Source organism: Arthrobacter sp. UNCCL28 (assembly GCF_900102805.1).
Lineage (GTDB): Bacteria > Actinomycetota > Actinomycetes > Actinomycetales > Micrococcaceae > Arthrobacter > Arthrobacter nicotinovorans_A.
Window position 1 is genome coordinate 1 of record NZ_FMWE01000015.1, and the last position, 26,747, is coordinate 26,747.

The 26,747-nt window shown below is 62.8% G+C and carries 23 protein-coding genes, 1 tRNA gene and 1 pseudogene; 18 read left to right on the plus strand and 7 right to left on the minus strand.

Annotated features, from left to right (window positions below):
* The 4 genes and pseudogenes from BLQ01_RS21575 to BLQ01_RS21590 form a co-directional block, all read left to right on the plus strand.
* A pseudogene (locus tag BLQ01_RS21575) lies at positions 1–346 on the plus strand (signal peptidase I); the annotation flags it as partial.
* The gene (locus BLQ01_RS21580; RefSeq protein ID WP_091554340.1) at positions 330–737 is read left to right on the plus strand and encodes an Hpt domain-containing protein; all 408 of its coding nucleotides are present in this window, start codon (positions 330–332) and stop codon (positions 735–737) included. The pseudogene BLQ01_RS21575 and the gene BLQ01_RS21580, both read left to right, overlap by 17 nt.
* A gap of 92 nt (positions 738–829) precedes the next feature.
* Positions 830–1,297 (plus strand): hypothetical protein, encoded by a 468-nt coding sequence (locus BLQ01_RS21585; RefSeq protein WP_091554342.1) that lies wholly within the window; start codon positions 830–832, stop codon positions 1,295–1,297.
* A gap of 350 nt (positions 1,298–1,647) precedes the next feature.
* On the plus strand, positions 1,648–1,950 hold the full coding sequence (locus BLQ01_RS21590; RefSeq protein ID WP_091554344.1) for a hypothetical protein: 303 nt from the start codon (positions 1,648–1,650) through the stop codon (positions 1,948–1,950).
* Positions 1,951–2,035: 85 nt separating this feature from the next.
* Here the strand turns inward: BLQ01_RS21590 and BLQ01_RS21595 are convergent, their stop codons facing one another.
* The gene (locus BLQ01_RS21595; protein WP_091554370.1) at positions 2,036–3,424 is read right to left on the minus strand and encodes an MFS transporter; all 1,389 of its coding nucleotides are present in this window, start codon (positions 3,422–3,424) and stop codon (positions 2,036–2,038) included.
* Positions 3,425–3,660: 236 nt separating this feature from the next.
* On the opposite strand from BLQ01_RS21595, the gene BLQ01_RS21600 reads away from it, so the two are divergent.
* From BLQ01_RS21600 to BLQ01_RS21610, 3 genes are all read left to right on the plus strand, one after another.
* Positions 3,661–4,542: a helix-turn-helix domain-containing protein gene (locus BLQ01_RS21600; RefSeq protein WP_091554373.1), complete on the plus strand. Its 882-nt coding sequence runs from the start codon at positions 3,661–3,663 to the stop codon at positions 4,540–4,542.
* A 54-nt stretch (positions 4,543–4,596) separates the two neighbouring features.
* Positions 4,597–5,079: a DUF2306 domain-containing protein gene (locus tag BLQ01_RS21605; protein ID WP_026542649.1), complete on the plus strand. Its 483-nt coding sequence runs from the start codon at positions 4,597–4,599 to the stop codon at positions 5,077–5,079.
* Positions 5,080–5,183: 104 nt separating this feature from the next.
* Positions 5,184–6,314, plus strand: coding sequence for an ATP-binding protein (locus BLQ01_RS21610; RefSeq protein ID WP_091554347.1), 1,131 nt, complete (start codon positions 5,184–5,186; stop codon positions 6,312–6,314).
* 610 nt (positions 6,315–6,924) lie between these two features.
* Here BLQ01_RS21610 and BLQ01_RS21615 read toward each other — a convergent pair.
* Together BLQ01_RS21615 and BLQ01_RS21620 are read right to left on the minus strand one after the other, a co-directional pair.
* Positions 6,925–7,001, minus strand: a tRNA-Thr gene (locus BLQ01_RS21615).
* 187 nt (positions 7,002–7,188) lie between these two features.
* Positions 7,189–8,067: a DsbA family protein gene (locus tag BLQ01_RS21620; RefSeq protein WP_026548385.1), complete on the minus strand. Its 879-nt coding sequence runs from the start codon at positions 8,065–8,067 to the stop codon at positions 7,189–7,191.
* 172 nt (positions 8,068–8,239) lie between these two features.
* Here BLQ01_RS21620 and BLQ01_RS21625 point away from each other — a divergent pair, with 172 nt between their 5' ends.
* The 5 genes from BLQ01_RS21625 to BLQ01_RS21645 all read left to right on the plus strand — a co-directional run bounded on the left by BLQ01_RS21625 (position 8,240) and on the right by BLQ01_RS21645 (position 14,918).
* Positions 8,240–9,739, plus strand: coding sequence for an alpha,alpha-trehalose-phosphate synthase (UDP-forming) (locus BLQ01_RS21625; protein ID WP_026542646.1), 1,500 nt, complete (start codon positions 8,240–8,242; stop codon positions 9,737–9,739).
* Positions 9,729–10,526: a trehalose-phosphatase gene (gene otsB / locus BLQ01_RS21630; RefSeq protein WP_026542645.1), complete on the plus strand. Its 798-nt coding sequence runs from the start codon at positions 9,729–9,731 to the stop codon at positions 10,524–10,526. The genes BLQ01_RS21625 and otsB overlap by 11 nt, the downstream gene beginning before the upstream one ends.
* A 206-nt stretch (positions 10,527–10,732) precedes the next feature.
* The gene (locus BLQ01_RS21635; RefSeq protein WP_026542644.1) at positions 10,733–11,815 is read left to right on the plus strand and encodes an ABC transporter ATP-binding protein; all 1,083 of its coding nucleotides are present in this window, start codon (positions 10,733–10,735) and stop codon (positions 11,813–11,815) included.
* Between the two features lie 104 nt (positions 11,816–11,919).
* Entirely contained in the window at positions 11,920–13,500 is a 1,581-nt protein-coding gene (locus BLQ01_RS21640) for a beta-N-acetylhexosaminidase (RefSeq protein ID WP_091554349.1), read from the plus strand.
* Positions 13,497–14,918 (plus strand): DUF4032 domain-containing protein, encoded by a 1,422-nt coding sequence (locus BLQ01_RS21645; RefSeq protein ID WP_026548382.1) that lies wholly within the window; start codon positions 13,497–13,499, stop codon positions 14,916–14,918. Before BLQ01_RS21640 ends, BLQ01_RS21645 begins: the two co-directional genes overlap by 4 nt.
* 63 nt (positions 14,919–14,981) lie before the next feature.
* On the opposite strand, the gene BLQ01_RS21650 is transcribed toward BLQ01_RS21645, so the two are convergent.
* Both BLQ01_RS21650 and BLQ01_RS21655 read right to left on the minus strand, forming a co-directional pair.
* Positions 14,982–15,683: a GntR family transcriptional regulator gene (locus BLQ01_RS21650; protein ID WP_245232966.1), complete on the minus strand. Its 702-nt coding sequence runs from the start codon at positions 15,681–15,683 to the stop codon at positions 14,982–14,984.
* 34 nt (positions 15,684–15,717) lie between these two features.
* On the minus strand, positions 15,718–17,184 hold the full coding sequence (locus tag BLQ01_RS21655) for a chlorohydrolase family protein (protein ID WP_091554351.1): 1,467 nt from the start codon (positions 17,182–17,184) through the stop codon (positions 15,718–15,720).
* A gap of 146 nt (positions 17,185–17,330) precedes the next feature.
* Between BLQ01_RS21655 and BLQ01_RS21660 the strand changes: the two genes are divergently transcribed.
* From BLQ01_RS21660 to BLQ01_RS21685, 6 genes are all read left to right on the plus strand, one after another.
* The gene (locus BLQ01_RS21660) at positions 17,331–18,380 is read left to right on the plus strand and encodes an ABC transporter permease (protein WP_254779563.1); all 1,050 of its coding nucleotides are present in this window, start codon (positions 17,331–17,333) and stop codon (positions 18,378–18,380) included.
* Positions 18,381–18,436: 56 nt separating this feature from the next.
* Complete coding sequence (locus BLQ01_RS21665) at positions 18,437–20,161, plus strand: ABC transporter substrate-binding protein (protein WP_091554354.1); 1,725 nt, start codon at positions 18,437–18,439, stop codon at positions 20,159–20,161.
* 82 nt (positions 20,162–20,243) lie between these two features.
* On the plus strand, positions 20,244–21,245 hold the full coding sequence (locus BLQ01_RS21670; RefSeq protein ID WP_026542637.1) for an ABC transporter permease: 1,002 nt from the start codon (positions 20,244–20,246) through the stop codon (positions 21,243–21,245).
* On the plus strand, positions 21,242–22,306 hold the full coding sequence (locus BLQ01_RS21675; RefSeq protein WP_223944727.1) for an ABC transporter ATP-binding protein: 1,065 nt from the start codon (positions 21,242–21,244) through the stop codon (positions 22,304–22,306). Before BLQ01_RS21670 ends, BLQ01_RS21675 begins: the two co-directional genes overlap by 4 nt.
* Before the next feature lie 8 nt (positions 22,307–22,314).
* On the plus strand, positions 22,315–23,337 hold the full coding sequence (locus tag BLQ01_RS21680) for an ABC transporter ATP-binding protein (RefSeq protein WP_091554355.1): 1,023 nt from the start codon (positions 22,315–22,317) through the stop codon (positions 23,335–23,337).
* 23 nt (positions 23,338–23,360) lie between these two features.
* Positions 23,361–24,578 (plus strand): amidohydrolase family protein, encoded by a 1,218-nt coding sequence (locus tag BLQ01_RS21685; RefSeq protein ID WP_091554357.1) that lies wholly within the window; start codon positions 23,361–23,363, stop codon positions 24,576–24,578.
* Between the two features lie 82 nt (positions 24,579–24,660).
* Here the strand turns inward: BLQ01_RS21685 and BLQ01_RS21690 are convergent, their stop codons facing one another.
* Both BLQ01_RS21690 and BLQ01_RS21695 read right to left on the minus strand, forming a co-directional pair.
* Complete coding sequence (locus tag BLQ01_RS21690) at positions 24,661–25,149, minus strand: pyridoxamine 5'-phosphate oxidase family protein (protein ID WP_091554359.1); 489 nt, start codon at positions 25,147–25,149, stop codon at positions 24,661–24,663.
* Positions 25,150–25,280: 131 nt separating this feature from the next.
* On the minus strand, positions 25,281–26,648 hold the full coding sequence (locus tag BLQ01_RS21695; RefSeq protein WP_091554362.1) for an MFS transporter: 1,368 nt from the start codon (positions 26,646–26,648) through the stop codon (positions 25,281–25,283).
* Positions 26,649–26,747 lie beyond the last annotated feature (99 nt).

Below are 26,747 nucleotides of genomic sequence, written 5' to 3' on the forward strand. Positions count from 1 at the left end.
CTACCACATCCCGGTCGAAGACCAACGCGTGGAAACCCACCGCATCACCGAAATCACCCCCACCGCCGACGGCGGCACAGCAGTCCAAACCAAAGGCGACGCCAACAACGGCATCGACCCCTGGATCGCCACCCTCCAAGGAACCACCGTGGACAAACACGTCGCCACCATCCCCGGCGTCGGCAACGCCATCCGCACCCTGCGCCAACCCATCATCATGAACATCCTGATGTACGGCGCACCCAGCATCCTGGTCATCGGAATGCTCGCCTCCATCTGGACCAAAAACCCCACCAAGACAGCACCGGAAGAAAAGGCCGGTACCGGCAATGAAGCCCTCGGGTAATCCCGGCGGCGAATTGGACCTGGGCAGGCTCCAATCTCTCGCCGAGGAACTGGGAAGCCCCGAGCCGGCCCTGCGTTTTCTCGCCAAGTACCTGGCGATGCTCCCGCAGCGCGTCGAGCGGATCATCCACGCCGTGGACGAACACGATCCCAAGGAGACCACTACTGCCGTCCTCAGCCTGAAGATCAGTTCCTCCATGGTGGGAGCCATGGAAACGGAGCACCAATGCCGGGCCATCGAATCAATGATCCGGGAAAACCACTTCGACGACGCTGCCCATGCACTGCCCGCCCTGCAGCAAACGGCAGACCGTTGCCTGGCTTCGCGTTCGGACCTCATCCGGGCTGCGCACACATCGCTGACCCGGCACAGGGGATTTTTCCGGTCTTGAGCGGACCTTGAGTGTTCACCGAGGTGTTTCCTGAGGCCCGTTCGCCACACTGGAAAAGGAACATTCGCACTACGGGGACGGCAGCTAAGCACATGCAGGGCAAGGGCATCATCTGGCAAGTACCGGCAATCATCATGGCCGCCGTATTCCTGCTGATGGGCGTCCAGATTTCACCGGCGCACGCAAAGTTCAACGACACCGCAACGGGTGCCCTGGCCGTCAGTGCGGCAAAGATCCCTGCGCCGGCCGCCAATACAGTGACCGTGACGAAGTCCTGCGATTCATTCCTCTGGTTTGGCCAGGCCAAGATCAGCGTCAGCAGTTTCACCGCCGTCGCCTACGCCAACTATCACGAACTGAAAGTCATAGACCCCGACGCCGTGGTGCAGTTCACGGGCGACCTCAGCAAGGCTGCGGGAAAGTCGTACAACTCCGGCGTCCAAAGCTCGGGCAACCTCACCGGGACCTGGACTTACCAGATCCGCGGCTACTACAAGGTGCCCAACTCCACCAACGCATGGGCAGGCCCACCCCTTTCAGGCACGCTGAATTGCCCGTGATTCGTTGGTTCGTGCGCTTTCATCAGGCCATGGGATGGTTTCCAAAAAAGGTCCACGACCGTACCGACGACCTCATCGAGTTTTAGCGGCCCCTTTCGGCAAGACACAAGCAGGGGTGGGTGTTTTGACTTGAATGGGCGTATTTCAGCTGCGCCTCTTAGGATTAGACGAAACTGGAGTCATGAAGGCCTGGTCTTGGGGGAACAGCGGCAAAAAGCCATACCTGATCCACTTTGACGAACCTAAACCCAAATTGACGCGGTTTTGAATACTTCCGGCAATCCTTCGGCGTTTACAGCAACCCGGAACCCCCACCCCGCACAAATCGTCCCGCACAACGAGAAATGAATATGGAACTTCTTGACGCTCAAACAGTTGTGATCTCTGCCGTCCTCCTGGTGCACATCACTGGCGTGATGATCGTGGCTGCCTCGATTGCCGGCCTGGTGATCTCGCTGTTTATCGTCGTCCTCGGGGTGCATTTCATCCGAACCACATGGGAATTGACGCAGAATTGGCGCAGCAGTAGCCGATTCCGAGGCGCCATCAGCTTGGTTGCCGGCTTTCTGAGGGCAGGGGTTTCGGCGGTACGCCCCATGATGGCTGCGGCTCGTCGGAAAATGAGCCAGCTGGCGTCGTTCAAGGTTCAGTAGTAACCGCCAATGCTGCTCCACGACTGGAGGAGGGTCCGTGGAAGAACCCCTCCCCGAAGTCGTGCAGGGCTTCTGCCTTTAGGGCTTAATCGGCGGAGATCGCCGGCTTGCGCAGGAACAGGCCCACCACCACCGCGGTGAGCAAGCAGAGGCCGGCGTTGACCCAGATGGCGGCGGTGACACCGCTGAGGACGGCTTGGGCCTCGTCGTTGCCGATGCTGAGGATTTGGGCTGTGAAAACGGCACTCATGATGGGGATGCCCATGGTGATGCCGATCTGCTGGCTCATTGTTGCCAGTCCCGTAGCCAGACCTTGTTCTTCATCAGGCAGCCCGGAGGTTGCCGTGACCATGAATCCGACGATGACAACGAGGTTGGCTGCGCCACCGATGAAGGTGGCGAGCAGCAGCAGACCGATTGATGCGGGGTCTGCGCTGAGCAGGACGAGGACACCTGTGGCAGTGGCCTGGACTATGAATCCGTAGATGATGGCATTCTTGTTGCCGATCCTGCTGATCACCTTGGGTCCGAGGATGCCGCCGAGTACCGTGCCGAGGCCAAGGACTGCGAAGGCCAAGCCAGCACCGAGCGGTGTGTAGCCGAGAACTTGCTGCAGGTAAAGCGTCAGCAAGAACACCAGGGACGTTTCAGTGACGAAGGCCAAGATGCCGGCGATGTTGCCCCAAGCGACAGTGGAGCGCTTCAGAATCTCCAGTGGTACCAGCGGCCAGGCTGCCCGGCGTTCGACGGCGACGAAAGCAACGAAGAGCACAACGGCTGCCGCGAGGGAGCCCAAAGTAAGGGGGTTGGTCCAGGAGTGCTCGGCGGCGTTCGTCAAACCGAAGACAAGGGCCAGAAGGCCGAGGGTAACGGTGACGGCGCCCGGAACGTCCAACTTCAACTTCGAGGTGGGTTTGCTCTCAGCGAGGACGATGGGGGCGATGACCAGTACTGCGATGGCAACAGGCACGTTGATGAAGAATGCCCAACGCCAGCTCAGAAGGTCTGTCAGGAGCCCGCCGAGGATAGCGCCGGTCGTAAAGCCCGCGGCCATCAGTGATCCGTTAAGGCCCAGTGCCTTATCGCGCAGCGGGCCTTCCGGGAACGATGCCAGCAACAAGGACAAGGCTGCGGGAACGACAATGGCCGTAGCGACGCCTTGGCCCACGCGAGCGATAAGCAACAAGGCCGGCTCGGCAGACAACCCGCCGGCAAGTGACGCCGCGCCGAGCAGGGCCATGCCGATGATGAACATCTTGCGGCGCCCGGCAATATCGGCGACACGGCCAAACAGCAGCGTCAGGCCCGCAGCGCAGAGTGCGAATGACGTCGCAATCCACTGAAGGTTCTCCATGCTGAAGCCAACATCGGTGCCGATGGCCGGTAGGGCTACGTTGAGGATGGAGAAGTCGACAGCGAGGGTAAAACTCGCTGTGAGCAGGACAATGAGTGCCAGCCGTTGCTTGCCGGTCATCTGCCTTTTCGAGTCCGGCTGGGGTTCATGGTCGGTGGCATACGGAAGGCTGGTGCCTTTGGTGACATCCGGTTGTGTCGTCATGGAAGATCCTTTGCTGGAGCTGTATCCGCCCGTGGGCGGCTTTCTTCACAGCTCCAACGGTCCAGGTATCCCCCCCGGATCAACCACACCCCCTCTTGCCTACCCCTGACAGGGACAGGACACTGCCACCGGGGACCGGCAGAATGGTGAACATGACTATGGTGAGTGAACTTGGGGAGTTCCTTCGAGTCCGAAGGGCCTCGCTGCAGCCGGAAGACGTCGGCCTCTTGAATTACGGCATCCGCCGCGTACCAGGTCTCCGGCGGGAAGAACTGGCAATGCTCGCGGGAGTCAGCAATACCTACTACACCCGCCTGGAGCAGGGCCTCAGTAACAACGCTTCTGATGCCATCATTGATGCGATTGCCCGGGCCCTGAATCTCAACACTGACGAGCGGGCCCACCTGTTCAATCTTGCCCGCGCCCGCCCCGCCAAACGCCGCACCGTGACGAAGCCGGACAAGGCCAGGACAGGGACGCTCCGCCTGATTCAGTCAATGGCCAGCACCCCCGCCATCGTGCTGGGACGCCGCAGCGAGGTGCTTGCCTGGAACCGGCTTGGCCATCGCCTGGCTGCCGGGCACTTGGACTTCGACGCACCGAAGTCGGCTGCAACAAGGCCAAACATGACTCGTTTGTTGTTCCTTGACCAGCACACCCGCGAACTTTACTCACGGTGGCTGGAGGAAGCCACGCGTGCAGTGTCATCACTGCGGCTCATCGCCGGCCGGGCCTCGGATGACCTCGAACTCGCCTCTTTGGTAGGTGAGCTCACTTTGAAGAGTGAGGAGTTCGCGAAATTGTGGGCTCGGCACCCCGTTCAGAACTGCATGTCCGGGTTGAAACACATGCACCATCCGGAGGTGGGCGATCTGGAACTGAACTTCGAGGTCCTCACACCGCCCGATGAATCCGGCCACAGAATCCTCATGTACGCCGCGGATCCGGGGACGCCGGCCGCGGAAGCACTTCAACTGCTGGCCGCCGGCGATGTGGTCTCCGAAGAGCCGCGCAGCTTGTCCCGGGATCCATGACCGTCCACGACGACACAGTCCGATAGTCCGTTCCGACTTCGCTAGGCTGCCCCTATGCCCTCGCCGTGGACTTTACTCATCGCCCTGCATGCCATCGCAGCGGGCTACGCCCTGATCTTCGGTGCCGTGAACCTGCTTCGCCGCAACAAGGGCAGCGCAGCGCACAAGACCCTGGGCCGCATCTGGGCGGCGGCCATGTACGTTGTGGTCCTGACCTCCTTCGGGATCCGGACCATCGACGGCGGGTTCAACTGGCTTCATGCCCTGTCCGTGCTGACGTTCTGCACCCTCACGATGGGTCTGGTCACAGTCCGTCGCGGCAACATCCGTGCCCATCAGCGTTTCATGACCGGCAGCTACTTCGGGCTCCTCGGGGCGTTCGTCGGCGTCGTAGCGGTCCCGGATCGACGGCTCCCCCAAATGGCCGTCCACGACCTCGCCGGCCTCACCCTCTGGGTAGCAGCACTGGCGGTTTCAGCCGGCCTGACCATCGCCGGGCTCATGAACCTTCGTCAGAAGACCGCAACGGGGCAGTAGCGCCGAACAGCGATTGGGTTGGTCAAGCAATGTCCGTATCCGTCTCCTACTACGCACTACTATAAGAAATATAAACACTTTAAAAAATTTATAGGAGTGTAAAAGTGGCAGCGAAAAACCCGTTCAAACCGACAGCTGGTGCCCGCCCACCGGTTCTTATCGGCCGGGATGACATGCGCCAAGATTTCGCAGAGAGCATCGAGAATGGTCCCGGCGCCCCCGGATTGCTCTCTATCTTCACCGGCCCCCGCGGCATCGGCAAGACCGTCATGCTGGGGGAAATCGAAGACGAAGCCATCGAGCACGGCTGGATTGTCATCTCGGAAACCGCCACGGCCGGACTCGTCGACCGCATCGGCAGCGGCGTCCGCGCCGCGGCTGAAGAGCTCGGGGACGGCCCTGGCGGCCGCCGGGTTACCGGGGTGACGCTCGGAATCGTGCGCGTGGATACACAGCTTCCGGCTGCGCGTGAGGTTCACTGGCGGCGGCAGATTACCGAACTGCTGGAGAAGTTGAGCGAGCAGGACACCGGGTTGCTGATCAGCATCGACGAGATTCATGCCGTGGACCGGACCGAACTCTCCGAAATCGCAGCGGTCGTCCAACATCTGATCCGCGAAAGTCTTCCCATTGGCCTGGTCCTTGCTGGTCTGCCGAAGTCTGTCGAAGACCTGCTCAACGAAGGCGTCTCCACCTTCCTTCGCCGCGCCGAAAAGTACGACCTGCACAGGACCTCGATAGACGAGGTCGCCGAAGCCTTCCGGGATACTTTCTCGGAAAGCGGCGTGAACATCAGCGACGAACATCTCCGGCAGCTGGCCGAAGCGACGGGCGGCTACCCATTCCTGATCCAGCTCGTCGGCTACCACGTGTGGAGTCAAGCCAGAAAATCAGGGGCGGTAGTCACCGACGAGGCGCTGGCTGCCGGAGTACAGAAAGCCCGCCGTCGCATGGGTGCCACCGTCCTGCAGTCTGCCTACTCGGCTCTTTCCGATGTCGATCAGTCGTACCTGCTGGCCATGGCTGAAGACGATGGCCCGTCCAGCACCACAACAATTGCGGAGCGTTTGGGCGTCAACGCCGTATACGGCGGCCAATACCGGCTTCGGCTATTGGCTGCTGGGGTCATCGAAACAACAAGCCGGGGATACGTCGATTTCGCCGTCCCGACATTCCGCGAATTCCTCCGCGACACACCCGCTTATGGACTTCGGCTGCAGCACCCCAAACACTGAGAGCCACGCTGTAGCGCTCTGCGCGCAGTAGAAAGGAAAGAATTGGGAAAGCGGAAGCCAGCGGCGTGGGGAATTGTCGTCCGTCTCGATAACGGATTGCAGTTTTACTACTACCTGCACCCCAACCGTCCAAGAGACGAATGGAGCCCCAGGGAGAACCAAGCATTTCGTTTCACATCAGAGGGGGAAGCTCAAACCCGCTGCAACACGTTCCTCACCAACAGCAAAGCCAAGGAGTACTACGTCGTACCGCTACCCCTTTTGAGGTCGTAGATCACTGACAGCTTCAGGTCTGGTCTCTCACGTGGCCTCGCACCAGCTGTGCGGAAACGCGTAATGTGCCCAGTGCCAATCGGAGGCTGGACCTTCCCATCAGGCGGTCCCGTTCACCGGCTCAGAACAGTCCGGCACTTGGCGGCCCTTCGCACATTGCCTCTGCATTGCTGATGCTTCAAGGCGCAGGAGTCACAGCCGGCACAGATGTTGTTCCGGGTATGCATCGGAATCGGTTGAAACCTTCCGACCGCCCTGCAGAAAACGCGTCCCACCTGCATTCCAAACGCGAAGAACCCCTCCATCCCGTGCAAATTGTCCGGAATGAAGGGGTTCGTGGAGCCCCCTGTCGGATTCGAACCGACGACCCCCGCTTTACAAGAGCGGTGCTCTGGCCAACTGAGCTAAGGAGGCATGCTCCGGTTACCCGAAGCACAGCGCGAAAGAGCGCTAGATAAGGTTAGCCCAGACCATCCCCGTCAACGAAATTCGCCGGGAACAACCCGCACCAAACCGCGAACAGCCCGAACCAAACCAGACAACAGCGGCCGGCCACCCATGAAGAAAAGGTGACCGGCCGCCGTCGTACATTCCGCGGGTGTTAGCCCTTGGCGTCTACTGCCGTCTGGATTTCAGCGTTCAGGTCCGTGCTGCCGTCCCACTGCTTGCCGTCGATGAACACGGTGGGCGTGCCGGTGACGCCGATTGCCGCAGCTTCCTGGGTGGCAACCTTGACCCACGGACGGAACTGCTTGCTGTCGACACAGGAGTCGATGTTGGCCGCGCCTACTTCGGTGGCCATTTTCTTCAGGTCGTTGTCGGAGATGCCCGCACTGCCTTCAGCCGGCTGGCGTTCGAAGAGCAGGTTGAAGAAGTCCGCATACTTTTCCGGGGAGGTGTTCACCACGCACGCAGCGGCGTTGGCCGCGCGGGAGGAGTAGTTGGTGGTGGACTGGCGGTCCAGGAATCCGAGGGGACGGTATTCGAGGGAGATCTTGCCTTCGTTGCGCAGGTTGGTCAGCGACTCACCGTAAGTGGTCTCGAAGCGCTTGCAGACGGGGCAGATGAAGTCGATGTAGGCAACAACCTTCACGGGCTTGCCGGCTTCAGCCTCGCCGCCCGGGACCGTCACGGTTGCGGGCGGGGTGGCTGCGGGGGCGGGAACGTCGGCGACGTTGACGCTGGCCGGCTCGGACTTAACAACTTCGCTGTTGGCCAGCAGCGTGACGCCGCCGTGGACGTTGCCGTTGGCCGGCGTCGGGCCCTGATCTGCGATCGGCGCGTTGTTCTGCGCCTGGCCGATGACCACGAACGCCACCACGGCGATGATGACCACAACGGCAACCACAATGCCCCAGCCGACCAGAAGCTTGTTGCGCTTGTCCTTCTTCAACTGCTCTTCGCGGATTGCGCGCGCCTTTTCCCGTGCCTGGGCGGTGCGTTCGGCCTTGGACAGGCGTTGTTCGTTTGCGGGGCTCATCAGTTCCTCGGGGTATTCGACATCATGGGGCGTAGGGCAACGGGGTCAGTTTACGGGAGCAAACTTGAAGATCCGCCGCAGACCCTCCTGCCCGGTTGTTGAACGATCAAGTGCCATGGAAGATTCCGCTAGTAGGCTGGGAGTTGAGTCACAGCAACCCCAGGGAGCATTAATGCAGGATTTGGCAAGCGAAAAACTCAAGACCGAAGAAGGCGTTCGGGCTGCTCCAGTCAAGAAGCCCACGGCAACAAAGTTCGACTTCATGGTGGTCTCCAACAGGCTGCCCGTGGACCGCATCAGTGATGACGACGGACACGGCGCCGACGGCTGGCGGCGTTCGCCCGGGGGCCTCGTGACGGCGCTCGCGCCAATGATGACAAAGTCCGACGGCGCGTGGGTGGGTTGGCATGGCGCCCCGGACGAGACGGTCCGCCCCTTCAGCCACGAGGGCATGGACCTCATTCCGGTCCAGCTGAGCAGCGATGACGTTGAACTGTTCTACGAGGGCTTTTCCAACGCGACGATTTGGCCGCTGTACCACGACGTCATTGCCCCGCCTGAGTTCCACCGCACGTGGTGGGACTCCTACCGCAAGGTCAACCGGAAGTTCGCCGACGCCGTCACCCGGCATGCCGCCGATGGCGCCACCGTGTGGGTGCAGGACTACCAACTCCAGTTGGTCCCGCGCCTGCTGCGCGAGACGAGGCCCGACCTCAAGATCGGCTTCTTCAACCACATCCCCTTCCCGCCGCCGGAAATTTTCGCCCAACTGCCGTGGCGCCGGGAAATCATTGACGGCCTGCTGGGCGCGGACCTCCTGGGCTTCCAGCGTCCCAGCGATGCCGGCAACTTCATGCGCTCTGCCCGCCGCTTCCTGGGTGCCAGCGTCAAGCAACAGCAGGTCCACGTCAAGGGCCCCGACGGCGAGGTAACGCACATCGCCAGGGCGCAGGCTTTCCCGATCTCCATCGATGTTGCCCAGATCCGCGAGCTCGCCACCAAGCCGGAGATCATTGAACGCGCCCAGCAGATCCGCAAGGACCTTGGCAACCCGAAGACCATCCTTTTGGGCGTGGACCGCCTGGACTACACCAAGGGCATCCGGCACCGGCTCAAGGCTTTCGAGGAACTTTTGGCGGACGGCCACATCAAGGTGGAGGACGCCACCCTGATCCAGGTGGCAAGCCCCAGCCGGGAACGCGTGGAACAGTACAGGCTGCTCCGCGAGGAGATCGAGGGCACCGTGGGCCACATCAATGGCACCTACGACACCATCCAGAACACTGCGGTGCGCTACTTGCACCACAGCTATCCGGTGGAGGAGATGGTGGCGCTGTACCTCGCTGCGGACGTCATGCTGGTCACCGCGCTGCGCGATGGCATGAACCTGGTGGCCAAGGAATATGTCACGGCCCGATCCGAGGATGATGGCGCGTTGGTCCTCAGCGAGTTTGCCGGTGCCGCCGACCAGCTCAAGCAGGCATTCCTGATCAACCCGCACGACATCGATGGCCTCAAATCCACCATCCTGCGTGCTGTGAACCTGCCCCCGAAGGAAGCCCGACGCCGCATGAAGCTGATGCGCAAGCAGATCCTGGATCACGACGTCGATCACTGGTCGGCTGAGTTCCTGGCCGCCCTGGAGGAGAAGGTGGTGCGCGATGACAGCTGAGAAGCTCTCACTATCGCCTGAGCTGCTCGAAGCAGTCCGGCGCATATCCGGCACGGAGCACTTGCTGGTGGCGCTTGATTTCGACGGCACCCTCTCCCCCATCGTGGACAGGGCGGAGGATGCCAGGCCGCTGCCCCGCTCCGCTGCGGCGTTGGAGGCCCTCGCCGAACTGCCACGCACGACGACGGCACTCATCTCGGGCAGGGCACTGGACAGCCTGCGGCTGGTCGCCTCCCCTCCTGCGGACACGCTGCTGATCGGCAGCCACGGGGCCGAAGTCTGGCTCGGTGAAGGATCCCTGGGCCTGGAACTGGACGACGAACAGCGCAGCAAGCTGGCCGCGGTCCGTGAAGTCCTCGCGGAAATCGTGAACATCGCTCCGGGGACGCTGCTTGAGGACAAGCCCGCCGGCGTCGTCCTCCACACCAGGATGGCCGACGACGACGTCGCGGAAGACGCCGTCGAGGCCGCCACCCGGGTGCTCCGCGAGCATCCGGGCGTGTACCTCAAAACCGGCAAGCGCGTACTGGAGACCTCGGTGGTCCACGCTTCCAAGGGTGAAGCTGTTGAGTTCCTCCGGCAAGCAACCGGGGCCACGGCCATCTTGTTTGCCGGCGATGACGTCACTGACGAAGACGCCTTGGGCAGGCTCCTGGGCGATGACGTGGGCATCAAGGTCGGCCTGGACTTCACCCAGGCCCAGTACAGGGTGGAGGCGCCGGTGCACGTGGCGGAGCTGCTTGAGGCCTTGCTCAGTGAGCGTCGGCGGGTCACGGCAGGGGCTTGAAGCGTGACCAGCGCAACATGTGACGTTCGTAACATTTAGGTAGTAAGTCCAAAAGTCTGACATACTCTTGGATGTGATGTGACGCACAGTACCGTGCGGCGTCATGCGATCCTCCCCGGCCATCGGCCGGGGAGTTCAACTGAAGAAAATGAACCATTCACAACGGATCGTCCGGCACGTACCTGCCGGTGAAGGGATTGATAACTGTGGCTACAGTTACTTTTGATAACGCTACGCGTCTGTACCCGGGCACAGATAAGCCCGCCGTCGATAAGCTCAACATCGACATCGCCGATGGCGAATTCCTGGTCCTCGTTGGACCCTCCGGTTGCGGTAAGTCCACCTCCCTGCGCATGCTCGCAGGTCTTGAGGACGTCAACGCAGGCCGCATCCTGATCGGCGACCGCGACGTCACGGACGTTCCGCCGAAGGACCGCGACATCGCCATGGTCTTCCAGAACTACGCCCTGTACCCGCACATGACTGTTGCGGACAACATGGGCTTCGCACTGAAGATCGCCGGCGTCTCCAAGGAAGAGCGCGCCGAGCGTGTTCGCGAAGCCGCCAAGCTTCTTGACCTCGAGCAGTACCTGGACCGCAAGCCGAAGGCACTCTCCGGTGGTCAGCGCCAGCGTGTTGCCATGGGCCGTGCAATCGTCCGTAACCCGCAGGTCTTCCTCATGGATGAGCCGCTCTCCAACCTTGACGCCAAGCTCCGCGTCCAGACCCGTACGCAGATCGCATCCCTGACCCGCCGCCTCGGCGTCACCACGGTCTACGTGACCCACGACCAGGTCGAGGCAATGACCATGGGTGACCGCGTCGCAGTGCTGAAGGACGGTCTGCTCCAGCAGGTCGACACCCCGCGCAACCTTTACGACCGCCCGCAGAACGTCTTCGTTGCAGGCTTCATCGGCTCCCCGGCCATGAACCTGCTGGAACTGCCGGTCGTCGACGGCGGCGTACAGTTCGGCGGAACGGTTTACCCCGTGCCGCGCGACGTTCTCGAAGAGGCTCACGGCCGGACCGTCACCGTCGGTTCGCGTCCGGAAGACCTTGAGACGGTCGGCAACGGCGAGGGCCTGCAGGTTGAGGTTGACGTGGTTGAAGAACTCGGCGCCGACGCTTATGTTTACGGCCACACCATCCTTGATGGCAAGAGCCACGACATCGTTGCACGCGTCGACGGTCGTCGTCCCCCGATGAAGGGCGAGTCCATCTTCGTTCGTCCGCAGTCCGGCCACGTGCACCTGTTCGACACCAAGACCGGCCTCCGCCTGGGCGACTAGTCCAGGCCGGCGCTGACGCGTCATTCATTTCCGCATCTTGATAGCGGCCCGACCCCTCCAGGTCGGGCCGCTCTCGCGTTAACCTTTCTCCCGGAAAGAACGGTATGAACACCACAGATAACCTGGTCCCCCGCCCCTCCCACGTCGCGCTCCAGGACACCCCTGCCTTCACCCTCGCCCCCACAGCACGGATCGCAGCGGCAGACTCAGCTGCCGCGGTCGCTGAACAGCTGGGCCTGGTGCTGCGCGCCGGCACTGGTTTCGAGTTGCCCGTCGTCGAGGACACCCGCCCAGGCGATATTGCCCTCGAGTTGGCGGACGCGTTCGACGGCGGCCCGGAAGCCTATACCCTCAGCGTCACCGAAAGCGGAGTCGGGCTCACGGCTTCCACTCCGGCCGGACTTTTCAATGGAGTCCAGACGCTCCGGCAGCTTTTCCCAGCCACTCTCGAGAGCGGTAGGCCAGACGGCGACTGGGTGATTCCCGCCGTCGAGATTGCCGACGCACCCAGGTTCGCCTACCGGGGCCTCATGCTTGATGTTGCCCGCAGCTTCTTCACGGTGGAGGAGGTCAAGGAACAGATTGACGTCATGACCCAGTTCAAGCTGAACGCCCTCCACCTTCACCTCACGGACGATCAGGCGTGGCGCATCGAGATCCACGAGCCGGAACAAAACCCGTCGGGATTGCCGTACGCGGATCTCACCGCCGTGGGAGGACAGGGTGCCGTTGAGGTCCCTACCGCCATGCCGGTGAGGGGCCGTGAAGGTTTCTACACGCAAGAGGATTTCAAGGACATCCAGGCCTACGCCGCCACCAAGAACGTCCTGGTGATACCGGAGATTGACCTGCCCGGGCACGTCAATGCCGCCCTCGCAGCGATTCCGCAGCTTAACGCCGATGGCCTGGCCAAGCCCATGAGCACCACCGCCGCCGTCGGTTGGTCGACACTGGACGGTTCCCTTCCTGCCACGTACGAGTTCGTCCGCGAGGTCCTGGCTCAGCTCGCCGCGATCACTGCAGGCCCGTACATCCATATCGGCGGTGACGAAGCGAAGGTCACCGACCACGACGACTACGTTGCCATGGTGCAGGAATTCGCAAAGATTGCCGCCGCGACCGGCAAGACAGCCATGGGCTGGAACGAGTACGCCGCGGGTGAGCTCCCCCAAGGTTCAGTCATCCAGTATTGGTTCGGCGATCTCACCCCGGTGGTCAAGCAGGCAGAGACCGGTGGTTCGCCGGTGATCATGTCGCCGGCCGCCAACACCTATCTGGACCAGAAGTACTCCCCGGAGAGTCCTGTTGGGCTCGAATGGGTGGAAGGCGGGCCGTTCACATGGGCGGAGTACTACAACTGGGATCCGGCCCAGGGCGGCCTGACGGACCAACACATCCTGGGCATCGAAGGCCCCTTGTGGACTGAAACCGTCCGCAACAACGCCCAGGCCCAGTGGCTCCTCTACCCCAGGGCTGTCTCGTTGGCGGAAGTCGCGTGGTCGGGCCAGGAGGTCCGCAACGCAGGTGACTTCCGACGTCGGCTCGGCGCCTTGGGCGAGCGGCTCGCCTACCAGGGCGTCGCTTTCGAAGCAGCGCCCGACGTCGAGTGGTCAGCAACGTCGAGGTGGCCGTTCCCGGACGCCGGGACGCCGGCCACCGCTGAGTACGGAACAATTGAGGCATGAGCGAGCAAAACGGAGCCCAGTGGCACGACGAACCTACCGACTACGGGCAGATCGGCAAGCTCCCCCGCACTGAAGCGGCGAGTGCACAGGACACCGCGCCTCCCGCCAGTGTCATCGGTTCCCTGAACATCACGGCGGCGTCTGCGGACCCGGAGCTGTTGGACCTTCCGTGGCATATCGCCTTGGAGGATTGGCCGGCCGAAAACCTTGCGGCACTCCCCCGCGGTATCTCCCGGCACATCGTGCGTTTCGCGCACCTGGGTGGTTCGGTGATCGCCATCAAGGAAACCTCGGAGCACGTGGCCCGCCATGAGTACCACATGCTCCGGAAGCTGGCCCGGCTGGATGTTCCCTGCGTGGAGCCGGTGGCTGTGATCACCGGACGCACCACCGCGGATGGCCGGCCGCTGAACCCGGTGCTGGTGACCCGGCACCTGAAGTTCTCCATGCCGTACCGTGCACTGTTCTCCCAGATGCTCCGCAAGGACACCTTGACGCGCCTCATTGACGCCCAGGCACTCCTGCTGGTTCGCCTGCACCTTGTGGGCTTCTACTGGGGAGATGTTTCACTGTCCAACACCTTGTTCCGCCGCGACGCCGGCGCGTTCGCCGCCTACCTGGTGGACGCTGAAACCGGCGAGCTCTACCCGGACCTGTCCATGGGACAACGCGAATACGATCTCGAAATCGCCCGGGTGAACATCGCGGGCGAGCTGATGGACCTGCTGGACGGCGGGCTCATCGAGGAAAAGGTGGACCCCGTGGCCACCAGTGAGCTGATTATGGACAGCTACCGCCGGCTCTGGACTGAGCTGACGGAGAAGGAGTCCTTCGAACTCGGCGAACGGTGGCGTGTGGCCGCCCGCATCCGCCGCCTCAACGAGCTCGGCTTCGATGTGGAGGAGTACGCCATCAAGACCACGGCGGACGGCTCCACCATCCAGCTCCAGCCAAAAGTCGTCGACGCCGGCCACCACCAGCGTCGTTTGCTGCGCCTGACCGGTCTGGACGCCCAGGAGAACCAGGCACGCCGGCTCCTGAACGACATGGACCAGTTCCGGGCGGACAACAACCCGGAACTGGACGAGGAGATCAGCGCCCACATCTGGGTCAGCCAAATCTTCGAGCCCATTGTGCGTTCCATTCCGCGTCACTTGGCCGGGAAGCTGGAGCCGGCCGAAGTGGTCCACGAGGTCCTGGAGCACCGCTGGTACATGAGCCAGAAGCAGGACCGGTACGTCCCCTTGGCCGAGACGGTGCAGTCCTACCTGGATACGGTGCTGCAGCACCGCCGCGACGAGGCCGCCATCATGCTGAACCCGGACACTGAGCTGCTGAAGATCCTTGAGGTCGAGGTGGAGGAATCCGGGCGCTACGACGATGAAGACGAGGAAGAGTACCCGGACGCCGACGACTAGCGGAGTTTTTGTACAGATAACGCCCGGAAGAGGGCCTCTAATGGGCGTTATCTGTACAAAAACTCACGGTTCCAGGGTTTCGGCCAGGCCGGCCAGGACCGGCTCACGGCCCAACTCAATGTGCGAGTACGCCAGGGAGTACGCCAAATCCGGCTTGCCCTTCAGGATCGCGTTGCATAATTCGGTGTGTTCATCACGCTGGAGTTCGTTGCTGCGGTTGTGGGCCAGTCCGAAGATCCAGCGCATCCGGCCAAAGAGGGGCTTCACGGACTCGATCAGCAGCCGGTTGCCGGACAGGCGCACAATTTCGGCGTGCAACTCGGCGCTGATGACGGCAACGTCGTCAGTCCGGTCCTCGTCAATGGCAATCTTGGACGCTTCCATGAGTTCCTGGAGACGTCCGCCGTCGCTTCCCTCGGCAACCCTGGTGGCAGCCATCCGTGCAGCAAAGGTCTCCAGGCACAGGCGGATGTCGAACAGCTCGTTGACATCGGTCAGGGTCAGTTGCCGGACCACAGCACCCCGGCGTGGGAACGTCGCCACGAAACCGTCCTGTTCCAAGCGCTGGATGGCCTCCCGGACCGGAATGCGGGAGACGTTGTAGAGCTCGGAAAGCTCGCGTTCGCGCAACCGCATACCCTGCGCGTAGGTCCCCGTGACAATGCCTTCCAACACCAGTTGGTAGACGTTCTCCGCACGGGCCTCGTCATCACGGCCGTTTCCGTTGTCCGGCATCGCCTCAGCCACTGTAAAACTTCCCTTCATGCCGGCGTCCGCTCCCTGTGCCGGTCGGCGCCGGTCAGCGTTCCAACCGAGCATACACGGGAGGAAACAGCTCATCGGCCGGTCGGTTCCGGGCATCGCGGACGGTGTAGGCGCGGCGCATCTTGTCGAAGAGTTCCTGGCCCTTCGCCCGCCAGAAGCCCAGGTCTACGCCGTCGATTACGCCGTCCGCCATGATGGTTCTGCCGGCCACCACGGAAAGCACCGCCTGGCGGGCCGTGCCGTTCAGGATGAGGGTCCGCAACGGGTCGTCATGGACGCCGTCGCGGAAGTCTCCGAGTTGGAAGGCCACCATATCTGCTTGGGCGCCGGGCTCGAGGCGACCCAAGTCAGGACGGCGTAATGCCTGTGCCCCGCCCAAGGTGGCGGCGTCGAAGTATCCGGCGACGTCACCGGCGTCGTTCCTCCCGGCCAGGATTTTGGCGAGTTGCACGCCGGCGTCAATTCCCCGGAGGAGGTCCGGCGGGAACGAGTCCGTTCCCAGCGAGATGTTGATGCCCGCTTCCTTGTAGGCCTGGAAGGAATCCAGCGTGCTGCCGTAACGCATGGACGTCAACGGGCAGTGGATGATGCTGGCGCCACTGTCCGCGAGCTTTTTGAGATCACCCCGGTCTTCACCGAACACCGCAGGGTTCCGGTCAGTGTAGGTGGCATGCGGGATCAGGAGCCGCTCGTTGAGCAAGCCCGTCTGGTCCAACAGTTCCAAGGGCGTCACACCGTGCCATTGCAGGATCAGCTCGCGTTCCACCAGGCCCTGGAGCGAATGCAGGCGGACCAGGACATCCCGTTGCCGGGAAGCCACGGCGGTCTCCTTAAGCAGCCCGACGTCCAGGGTCTCTATGCGGCACGGGAGCAGGACACCGTTGACCAGGGGGTCGTTGAGTTCCGTTGCATGGTCCAGGAAGCGCAAGGCGTCCGCCAGCCCCTCACGGCCGCGGTCGTCGTCGAACATGACCGAGCGTTCGCCGTTGTCCAACACGACGTTCACGCCCGAGCGGTAGGCGGGGCCAAGGTAGCCACGCAGGCCCAGGCGTCGGCTGGTCTCTGCCATCCCCGCCAGTTCCTCGAAGGACTCGGCCCATTCGGAATGCACTTCGGAGGCAATCGGCATGTACGTGGTGACGCCGTGGAGGAGAAGCTGGATCAACGCATACTCGCGGATCTCCTGGCGTTCCTGGGCGCTAAAGACATCCGCCCGGTGGTTGCGGAAGTAGTCCTCGGACCACTGGTGGCCCTTGGCCTGCTCCGGGCTTGCCCAGCTGTCCAGGATGAGGTGGTCGATGTCGGTCAGGGCATCGAGGTCGATCAATCCAGGCATCAGCAGGGCCTCCCCTGTGTGGAGTTCCTCGTCCACGGGCCCGTTGTAGTCATGGCCGACGTACTCAATGACATCCCCGCTGTAGACAACGCACGCGTCATCCAGCAGCACATGGCGTCCGTGGTGATGGCCCAGCACATAGCGGGCAGTGACCTTGGTGCGCACGGCAGCTCCTCTTCCTGTTTGTGGTTCAGATCCCAAAAGAAAAGTCTCTGGTATTCCAAACAGTACATTATTTGTGATTTACATCGCATGAATCCTGCTCTAGTCTATTTTGGTATACAAGAACTCCGGAGCCAGCTCCTTGGATCATGAATCGAGCAGAACCGTTGACCCAGTTACAGTCAGAACCAAGCATCGGCAGCCCGCCGCCTCCTCCGGCAACGTGGCCGGAGGGGAAAGCGGCCGCGCCCGCCGAGGCCCGCTCACTGCTCGCCACCGCCTGGATGCGGATCCGGCGGAGCAAAATCGCTTTCCTTAGCCTCTGCGTTGTTGTGGCCATCATGTTGTTCGCCATCCTGGCTCCCGTCCTCAGCGCCATGTCCGGCAACGATCCCTTCACGTCCAACACCAGCCCGGATGTCCTGGACGACTTTCAGACCCCGGGACTTCCATTGCCCGGCTACATGTATCCGTCCGCCCAGCACTGGTTGGGCGTGGAACCCGGCCTGGGACGCGACCTCTTCGCCCGGCTTGCCTACGGCGGACAGGTCTCCTTGACCATCGCGTTGCTCTCCACAGCAGTCTCCGTGGTCCTCGGAACGGTCCTCGGCGCGGCGGCAGGCTACTTCGGCGGCAAGACCGACGCCATCATCAGCCGCATCATGGACTTGTTCCTGGCATTCCCGCACCTTCTGCTGGTGCTGTCCCTGACCCCCATTTTGCAGTCACGGCTCCGGGACACCCCCTTGGGCGAAGGCAGCTTCCTGCCCATGGCCTCGCTGGTGATCATCCTGGGTTTCTTTGGCTGGGCCTACCTGGCACGAATCGTCCGGGGACAAGTGCTCAGCCTCCGCGAGCGCGAATTCGTGGAAGCTGCCCGGTCCTTCGGCGCTTCCCACCTCAGTGTCCTGTTCCGGCAGATCATTCCCAACGTCATGGGCGTCGTCCTGGTTTATGCCACCATGCTGATCCCCACCAACATTTCGGCAGAAGCCGCACTGTCCTTCCTGGGTGTCGGCGTCAAGGACCCCACACCGTCGTGGGGCCAGATGCTCAACGCAGCCCAATCCGGCAACTGGTACCTCAGCGATCCGTGGTTCCTCGCCGTTCCCGGCATCATGCTCATCGTCACCGTCCTGGCCTTCAACCTCCTGGGCGACGCAGTCCGCGACGCCCTTGACCCCAAGTCCTCCCGCTAGCAAATTTCGCACTGACCCTCATCCCCGCATCGCCTTACACCCTCACAAGGAGCACCATGAAAACCCCTGCAAGAGCTCTGGCACTTTCGGTGTTGATCGCCATGGCCGCCACCGGCTGCGGAGCCGGCCAAAGCCAGCCCGGCAGTTCACAGACGGCCGGCTCAGTCACTGAGTTGGCCCCCAACGTGGTCAAGTCCGGCTTCAACGGCAAGGGCGGCAACATCAACGTCCTCATGTCATCGGACTTCCAGACCCTGGACCCGGGCAACAGCAACTATGTCCAGACCGCCAACGTCGGCCAGTTGTACTACCGCACGCTGACCATGGCCAAGGAAACAGCCGGCCAGCCACCAACCGTGGTCCCGGACCTCGCCACGGATACCGGCAAAGTCTCCGACGACGGCCTCAGCTGGACCTTCACGCTCAAGGAAGGCGTGAAGTTCGAGGACGGCACGCCCATCACGTCGGCCGATATCAAGTACGGCGTGGAGCGCACCTTTGCCCAGGACGTCTACACCCAGGCGCCCCAGGAATTGAATGCAGCGCTCGACGCCGGTGGGTACAAGGGTCCGTACAAGGATCCTTCCGCTGTGCTCAAGGCGGTGGAAACACCCGATGACCGTACGGTGGTCTTCCATTTGAAGAAGCCGTTCGCGGAGTTTCCTGCCTTGGCATCACGCTCCAACACGGCCCCGGTGCCCAAGGCCAAGGACACCAAGCTGGACTACACCAACCACCCTGTGTCTTCGGGGCCCTACATGGTGGAGTCCTACAACCGCGGCAAGTCCCTGAAGCTGGTCCGCAACCCGCACTGGGATCCGGCCACGGACCCCAACCGTTCGGCACTTCCTGACACGTTCAGCTTCTCGCTCTCCACGTCCCAGGCCACCATCAGCCAGCAGCTTTTGGCCGACTCGGACCCCAACGCCATCACCTTGGACTCCAACGGTGCGCTTCAGACCTCGGATTCTGCCAAACTGGCGGACGCCAAAGTCAAAGACCGCGTGGCCTCGGGCCTGCTCGGATGCAACGATGTCCTGAGCCTGAACACCGAAAAGATCAAGGATCCGGACGTCCGCAAGGCCATCGCCTTGGCGCTGGACCGCCAGTCCATCCTGGTCCAGTACGGTGGACGACGCTTTGGTGAGATCACCCAGAGCCCGTTGAACTCCAAGATGCGCGGCTATGTGGAGACAGAGCTGGAGCTGGATCCCACCGGCAAGCCCAAGCTGGAGGAAGCCAAGAAACTCCTCGAAGGCAAGGACTACCCCAAGAGCCTCACCTACGGCTACGCCAACAACCGGGATGCCTTCAAGAACACAGGCACCGTGGTGCAGCAGAACCTGAAGGCCCTGGGCATCGATGTTGAACTGGTGGCGATTCCGGCACCCAACTACTACTCGGTCCTGGCCAGCGAACAGCTCCCGGACATGGGCCGATCCGGCTGGTGCGGCGGTGCCGACCCCGCGTCCATCCGTACGTCCGCAGATCCCTTGCTGGGTCCGAACAACGAGGGCACCAGCTACGGCTTCTCCAACACGTCCCGCTACTTCGATCCCGTAGTTTCCAAGGCCATGTTCGATCTCCGCAATACGGACGGCACCTCCGAGGAACTGGGCAAGAAGTGGTCCGAGGCCTTCGGGTCTGCTTTGAAGACCTACCCGATCGTCCCGCTCATCCGCAGCCACACCAACAGCGTGGTGGGCTCGAATGTCCGCAATGCCCAAGTGGGCTACTTCTTCGGCGGCATCGACCTCTCGATCGTCGGCGTCGAGCAATAACCGGACTACGAAAAACTATTCGGGCATAGTCCAGAAGGAGAAGCGGGCCGCCTGCACCAACGGGCGGCCCGCAACCACCACCATGATGACTTTCATTCTTCGCCGGACCGGATCACTGGTCCTTCTTCTCGCCGCAGTCAGCTTCATCACCTTCACGCTCTTCCAGTTGGGCCCCTCGGATCCTGCCGCTGCTGCCTGCGGACAGGAATGCACGCCCGAGCGCGTTGCCGAGGCCCGCGTTGCCTTGGGCATGGACCAGCCTTTCCTGGTCCAGTACGCCGACTACATCCGGGGGCTCTTTTCGCCGCGGATGATTGGTGCTCCCGGCGCACAAACGCTGTGCGAATGGCCTTGCCTTGGCAAGTCCTTCCAGACCAATGAGAACGTAGCGGACATCATTGCCCGTTCACTCCCCTACACCTTCTCCATGGCTATCGGCGCGTTGGTCCTGTGGACCATCACCGGCGTTGGCCTGGGTCTTTTGGCTGCCCTGCGGAAAGGAACGCCGATGGACAAGTTCATTGTTGGCGCGGCTTCCGTGGGCGTCTCACTGCCCATCCCCGTGACGGGCCTGTTCCTGCTGCTCCTGTTCGTCAACCAACTCCACCTCCTGCCGTTCACCACCAACGAGATCAACAGCCCCTTTGGCCCCCAAGGCCCCGGAGCATGGGTAGCCAACTACCTGTTGCCGTGGATTGCATTGGCTGTCCTCTTCAGCGCGTCCTATATCCGAGTCACCCGCACCAACATGATCGAGACATTTGGCGAGGACTTCATCCGGACAGCCCGCGCCAAAGGCCTGGCACCGCGCACTGTCACGTTCAAGCATGGCGTGCGGGCAGGCATCACCCCAGTGGTCACCATGCTCGGTATGGACATCGGCCTGCTGCTGGGCGGAGCGGTCCTGACCGAACAGATCTTCTCCGTCCCCGGCCTGGGCTTCACGGCAGTGCATGCCGCCATCTCCGGTGACCTCCCTGTCACCATGGCCATCACCATGCTGGCCGCGTTCTTCGTGATCGTCGCCAACGTTGTGGTGGACCTCGCCTACGCCGCCATCGATCCCCGAGTGAGGCTCCAATGACCCCAGCACACAGCACAACCCAGACCGCTGGTGCCCGGCCCGGCGGTCCTTCAGCCGGCACTGCTCCCTTCCTGGAGGTCCACGACCTTACCGTGAAATTCCCTACGGACGACGGCGTAGTCTCCGCAGTGAACGGCATGGACTTTACGCTCGAACGCGGTCAAACCCTTGGCATCGTCGGCGAATCGGGATCGGGAAAATCCGTCACCAGCCAGGCGCTCATGGGCCTGCTCAAGGGCACCTCGGCCCAGGTCACCGGCACTGCGATGTTCCAGGGCAAGGACCTGGTTGCCCTCCCCGAGTCCGCCATGCGCCAGCTCCGTGGCCGCAACATCGGCATGATCTTCCAGGACCCGCTCTCAGCACTGCACCCTTTCTACACCGTGGGCCACCAGATCGCCGAGGCATACCTGGTCCACAACAAGGCAAGCAAAAAGCAGGCCCGGGCGGCCGCCGTCGACATGCTGGGAAGGGTGGGTATCCCCAGCCCCGATCAGCGCTATGACGAGTACCCCCACCACTTCTCCGGCGGCATGCGGCAGCGTGCCATGATCGCCATGGCGTTGATCTGCGAGCCGGAGTTGTTGATCGCCGATGAGCCCACCACAGCCCTGGACGTGACGGTCCAAGCCCAGATCCTGGATTTGATGTCGGAGCTCCAGGAGGAAACCAACTCCGCGCTGATCCTCATCACGCACGACCTCGGGGTGGTGGCCGAGGTATGCGACGACGTCCTGGTCATGTACGGCGGCCAATGCGTGGAGTCCGGCCCGGTTGATGACATTTTCTACGACACCCGGCACCCCTACACCCTGGGCCTGCTCAACTCGATGCCCACGCTGACCAGTTCCTCCGGCAGGCTCAATCCCATACCCGGCCAGCCGCCGTCGCTCCTTGACCTGCCCAAAGGCTGCATCTTCAGCGCGCGGTGCCAATACGCCGAACTCGCCGGCGACGGCGTCTGCGTCAGTCAACGCCCTGAGCTGCGGGTCGAGGACGGGCACGGCAAGCGGTGCCACTTGAGCGGCCCGCAGATCATCACCATCCGGAATTCGCGTTAGGACCCGCCATGGAACATCAGCCCATTCTCCAGGTGGAGAACCTGCAAAAACACTTCCCACTCAAGGGCGGCTTGCTTCCGGGGACTGCCAAACGCTCGGTCAAAGCGGTCGACGGCGTATCGTTCAGTCTTGCCCGCGGCCAGACTTTGGGGCTCGTGGGCGAGTCCGGGTGCGGTAAGTCCACCACTGGCCGGATGGTTGCGCGCCTTTTGGATCCGACCGGCGGACGGATTGTGATCGACGGCGTGGACATCAGCGGTTTGCGTGGCAAGGACCTGTACAACTTCCGGCGCAAGGTCCAGATGATCTTCCAGGATCCCTTCGCCTCCCTCAACCCCCGGCAAACCGTGGGAACGGCCATCGCAGCGCCCATGGTGGCGCAAAAGATCAACCCTCCGGGCGGACTCAAGAACCGGGTCAAGGAACTGCTGGAGCAGGTGGGGCTCAAACCCGAGCACTACAACCGGTTCCCGCATGAATTCTCCGGCGGCCAGCGTCAGCGCGTGGGCATCGCCAGGGCCATTTCCTTGAACCCATCGGTGATTGTGTGTGATGAGCCCGTATCCGCGCTGGACGTCTCCGTTCAGGCACAGGTGGTGAACCTGCTGCAGCAGATCCAGCGCGATACCGGTGTTTCCTACATTTTCATCGCCCACGACCTGTCCGTGGTGCGGCATATCTCCCATGAGGTCGCGGTGATGTACTTGGGAAAAATCGTTGAACAGGGGCCGCGCGAGGCCTTGTTCAACGACCCGGGACACCCCTACACCAAGGCGCTTCTCTCCGCGGTGCCGCTGCCGGATCCCCGCGCTGCACGGGAACAAGTGAAGATCCGGCTTCGCGGCGACCTGCCCTCCCCTGCCAACCCGCCCAGCGGCTGCGTCTTCCGGACCCGCTGCCCGCTGATCGGCACCTTGCCTGAGGATCAGCGGCAACGCTGCATCGACCAGATCCCCACTCCAGCCACGCCCGCTGCCCCCGCCTGCCACCACACAGGTATGGCGGAATCGGTGCTGGCAGGCGTGCAATAGATTCACTACCGAAGGAGTACCCATTGAACACCCTGATTCTCGCCGCCCGTCCTTGGGGTCAAGGGCTCAGCGACGTGAGTATCGCTGACGGCAAGATCACCGCCGTCGAACCCCATGACCCGGCCCGCAGCGTTCCGGACGGTGTCACGCTCATCTATGGCCGGGGCCGGATTCTGGTGCCGTCCTTCTCCGACGTCCACGTCCACCTGGATTCCACGCGCATCGGCTTGCCGTTCCGGGAACACACCGGCGGACCGGGCGTGTGGACCATGATGATGAACGACCGCCAAAACTGGCGCAACGCGGAGGTCCCCCTGCAGGATCGCGTGAACGACACCCTGGGACGGATGATCGCACGCGGCACCACACGGGTCCGCTCCTACGCCCAGGTTGACGTGGACTGCCGGCTGGAGCGCTTCGACGCCGTTGCTGCCGCCAAGGAAAAGTTTGCCGGCCAGGCATCGGTGGAGATCATTGCCTTCCCCCAAGCCGGACTCTTGCTGGAGGAGGGCACTGTTGAACTGATGGAAGAGGCCCTCAAGGCCGGGGCCAACGTGATGGGCGGCATTGATCCCTGCACCCTGGACCGTGATCCAGCCAAGCACCTGGACATCGTCTTCGGCCTCGCGGAAAAGTACCAGGTCCCCATCGACATCCACTTGCACGAACCCGGCGAGCTGGGGGTCTTCAGCACCGACCTGGTGCTTGAGCGCACCCGTGCACTGGGCATGCAGGGCAAGGTCACCATGTCCCACGCCTATCAACTGGGCAGCGTCAACGAGGCCACCACCCGCAGGCTGATTGATGCGTTCGCGGAGCTGGACGTTTCCCTGGCCTCTGTTGCTCCTTCGGCTGCCGGGCAGTTGCCCATTCCCCTGCTGACCGAGGCCGGGGTACGGCTGGGCCTGGGCGAGGACGGCCAGCGCGATTACTGGTCCCCCTACGGCAACACCGACATGCTGGACCGCACCTGGCAGCTCGCTTTCACCCACGGCTTCCGCAAGGACGAGCTGATCGAGCACTGCCTGGCCATCGCCACCATAGGTGGCGCCAGCATCCTTGACCCGAACGCCACCAGGCTCAAGGACATAACCCACCGCCCCGGCGTCGAGGTTGGCGACCCCGCAGAACTGCTGCTGGTGGACGGCGAAACAGTGGCCTCCACCGTCATGGACCGCGGCAAGGACCGGACCGTGATCCACCAGGGCAAGATCGTGGCTGACCAGCTGGAGCTGGTCTAACCTTTCCCGGACCCGCCCTTGGTCGATCCCCCGCAATTGAACGCGGGGGTGATTGGTCAAGGGCGGGTTTCGTCGTTAAGTACTACTCGCTCCGCGCGGTGGGAGCATCGTCCAGCGGCGTCCACCAGGTTACTGGCGGCGTCACCTTGAAGCGGCGTCCTGTCACCGTGCTGGGTGTGATCCGGATGAACTGGTCCTTTTGCCCTGCCTCCCAGGGGAAGAGGAGGAGCCCCACGGTGTCGAGGACGTCCTGGGTGAGCTTCACAGCGGCTGCCTGGCCTTTGACCACCACGCTCCACGCCACACCCGTCTCCGCGCTAACACCGTCAGCCTCTATCGCGACGGGAGCATCGCTGAGGGCTGCGTGGAGTTTGGTGCCTTCACCTGTCCGGAACACCATGGTGCCGTGGTCTACCTTGTAGTTCACAGGAAAGATGTCCGGATGGTCATCCACCCACACCGCGAGCCGGCCTACGGAGACACCCCTGAGGAGCTCCCAGCATTCGTTGGTTTCCAGGACTTCGGTGGCGGGCTTGCCTGGCTGATCGGTCCCCGATGGTGAGTTCGTCATACCGCCGAGGATACGCCGCGCAGGTGCGCCCGGACAGGGCAGGTGTGCCCGGACAGGTGCGTTCGGTGGGGCTAACGAACCGGGCCGGAGAGGTGTGCCCGGACAGGGCCGGGCATGCCTGTTCGGTCTGGCTACCGAACCAGGCTGTGTTTGGACTCAAGGTCAGCTGGTGCCGGTGCACGCCCAACACTGACCAGGGGCCCACGGATGGCGAGGAACCCTGCGATGGCCAGCACCACGGCTTCAGCGGCGAGCGCCAGGAACGTCACTTCCCAACCACCGGTCCTGGTGTGCAGCAATCCTGCTCCCAGCGGGCCGAGCGATGCGACGGCGAATCCGATCCCCTGGCTCATGGCGGAGAGTCGTCCTGCCGATTGGGGTCCGGCCGAGCGGATCACCACCAGGGCCATGGCGAGTCCGAAGCCTGCGCTCTGGACTACCCCGAGGATCCCGACCATGAGGAATTGCACTTCAGCCGGCGCTGCCAATACGCCCACCAAGGCAAGCGCCACCGACAGCCCGAGCCCCGGCGCCATGATCCTCAAGATGCCGGGCCTGCCTGCGAGAACAGGGGCCAGCAAACTGGCCGGCAGCCCTGCGAGGCTGAACCACGCGAGCAGGGCGGCCGACTCTGCAGCCGGGATTCCCCGGGACACCAGATACACCGCCAGCCAGGAAGTGATGGCGAAGTACAGCATTGCTTGAAGGCCGAAAAACGCCGTCACCGCCCACGCGGTGCGCTGCTTCCTGAGGGGCAACTCCGGCGCCAGGGGCCGCGCCGACTCAGCGAGGACAGGCTCGGTGTGGCCCGGCTTCGTGGTGATAGCCGACGACGTCGTGTCCCCGGCCGCCGCGCGGTTGGCACCTTCCGCTGGGGTACCTGCCGTCGGGGTACCTGGCGTCGAGGTACCTGCCGCCGTGACCCTTCCTGACCGTTGGATGAGGAGGGCACCCAGGAGGGCGGGCAGCGCCCATACGGCCAAAGCCCAGGGCAAGCTGCCACCGAGGAGGTGCTGCAGTGGCTGGACCAGTCCGGCACCAAGGGCTGCACCCAACCCGAATCCCATGGTGCACAGTCCTGTCCACCATCCCGTGCCCCGGTTTGCTTTGACGATCTGCGGTACCAATACGCTGGCACTCATGATGGCCATGCCGGCAAGGAAGGTTCCCGGCAGGAGAAGGGCCGGGACCAGCACACGGACAATCAGCGCCAAGGCCAGGACCACCAATGCAAGGGCAACGGCCCGTCCGGTACCCAGGCGCCTGGCCAGCCACGGCCCAATGGGACCTGAAACCCCAAAGGCCAGCACAGGCAGAGTTCCCAGCAGGGGCAGCAAAGCGGCGTCGAGCCCGAAGACCACCGGCACCTGGTTCATGACTCCGGCAATGGTGGTGATTGCGGGTCGAAGGTTAACCGACACCATCACCAGCGCAAGCAAAACCAACCCCGTTGTCAGCCTCGGACCCAGTCCAGCACCACCCTGCCGCTTCTCGCGCACGTCATTCCCCTCATAGCAACTTTGGTATACCAAGCAAGCCTAAGAGGAGAACAGAAGAAAGTAAATGCCGTCAAATAAGCCGACACGATACAACAGTGA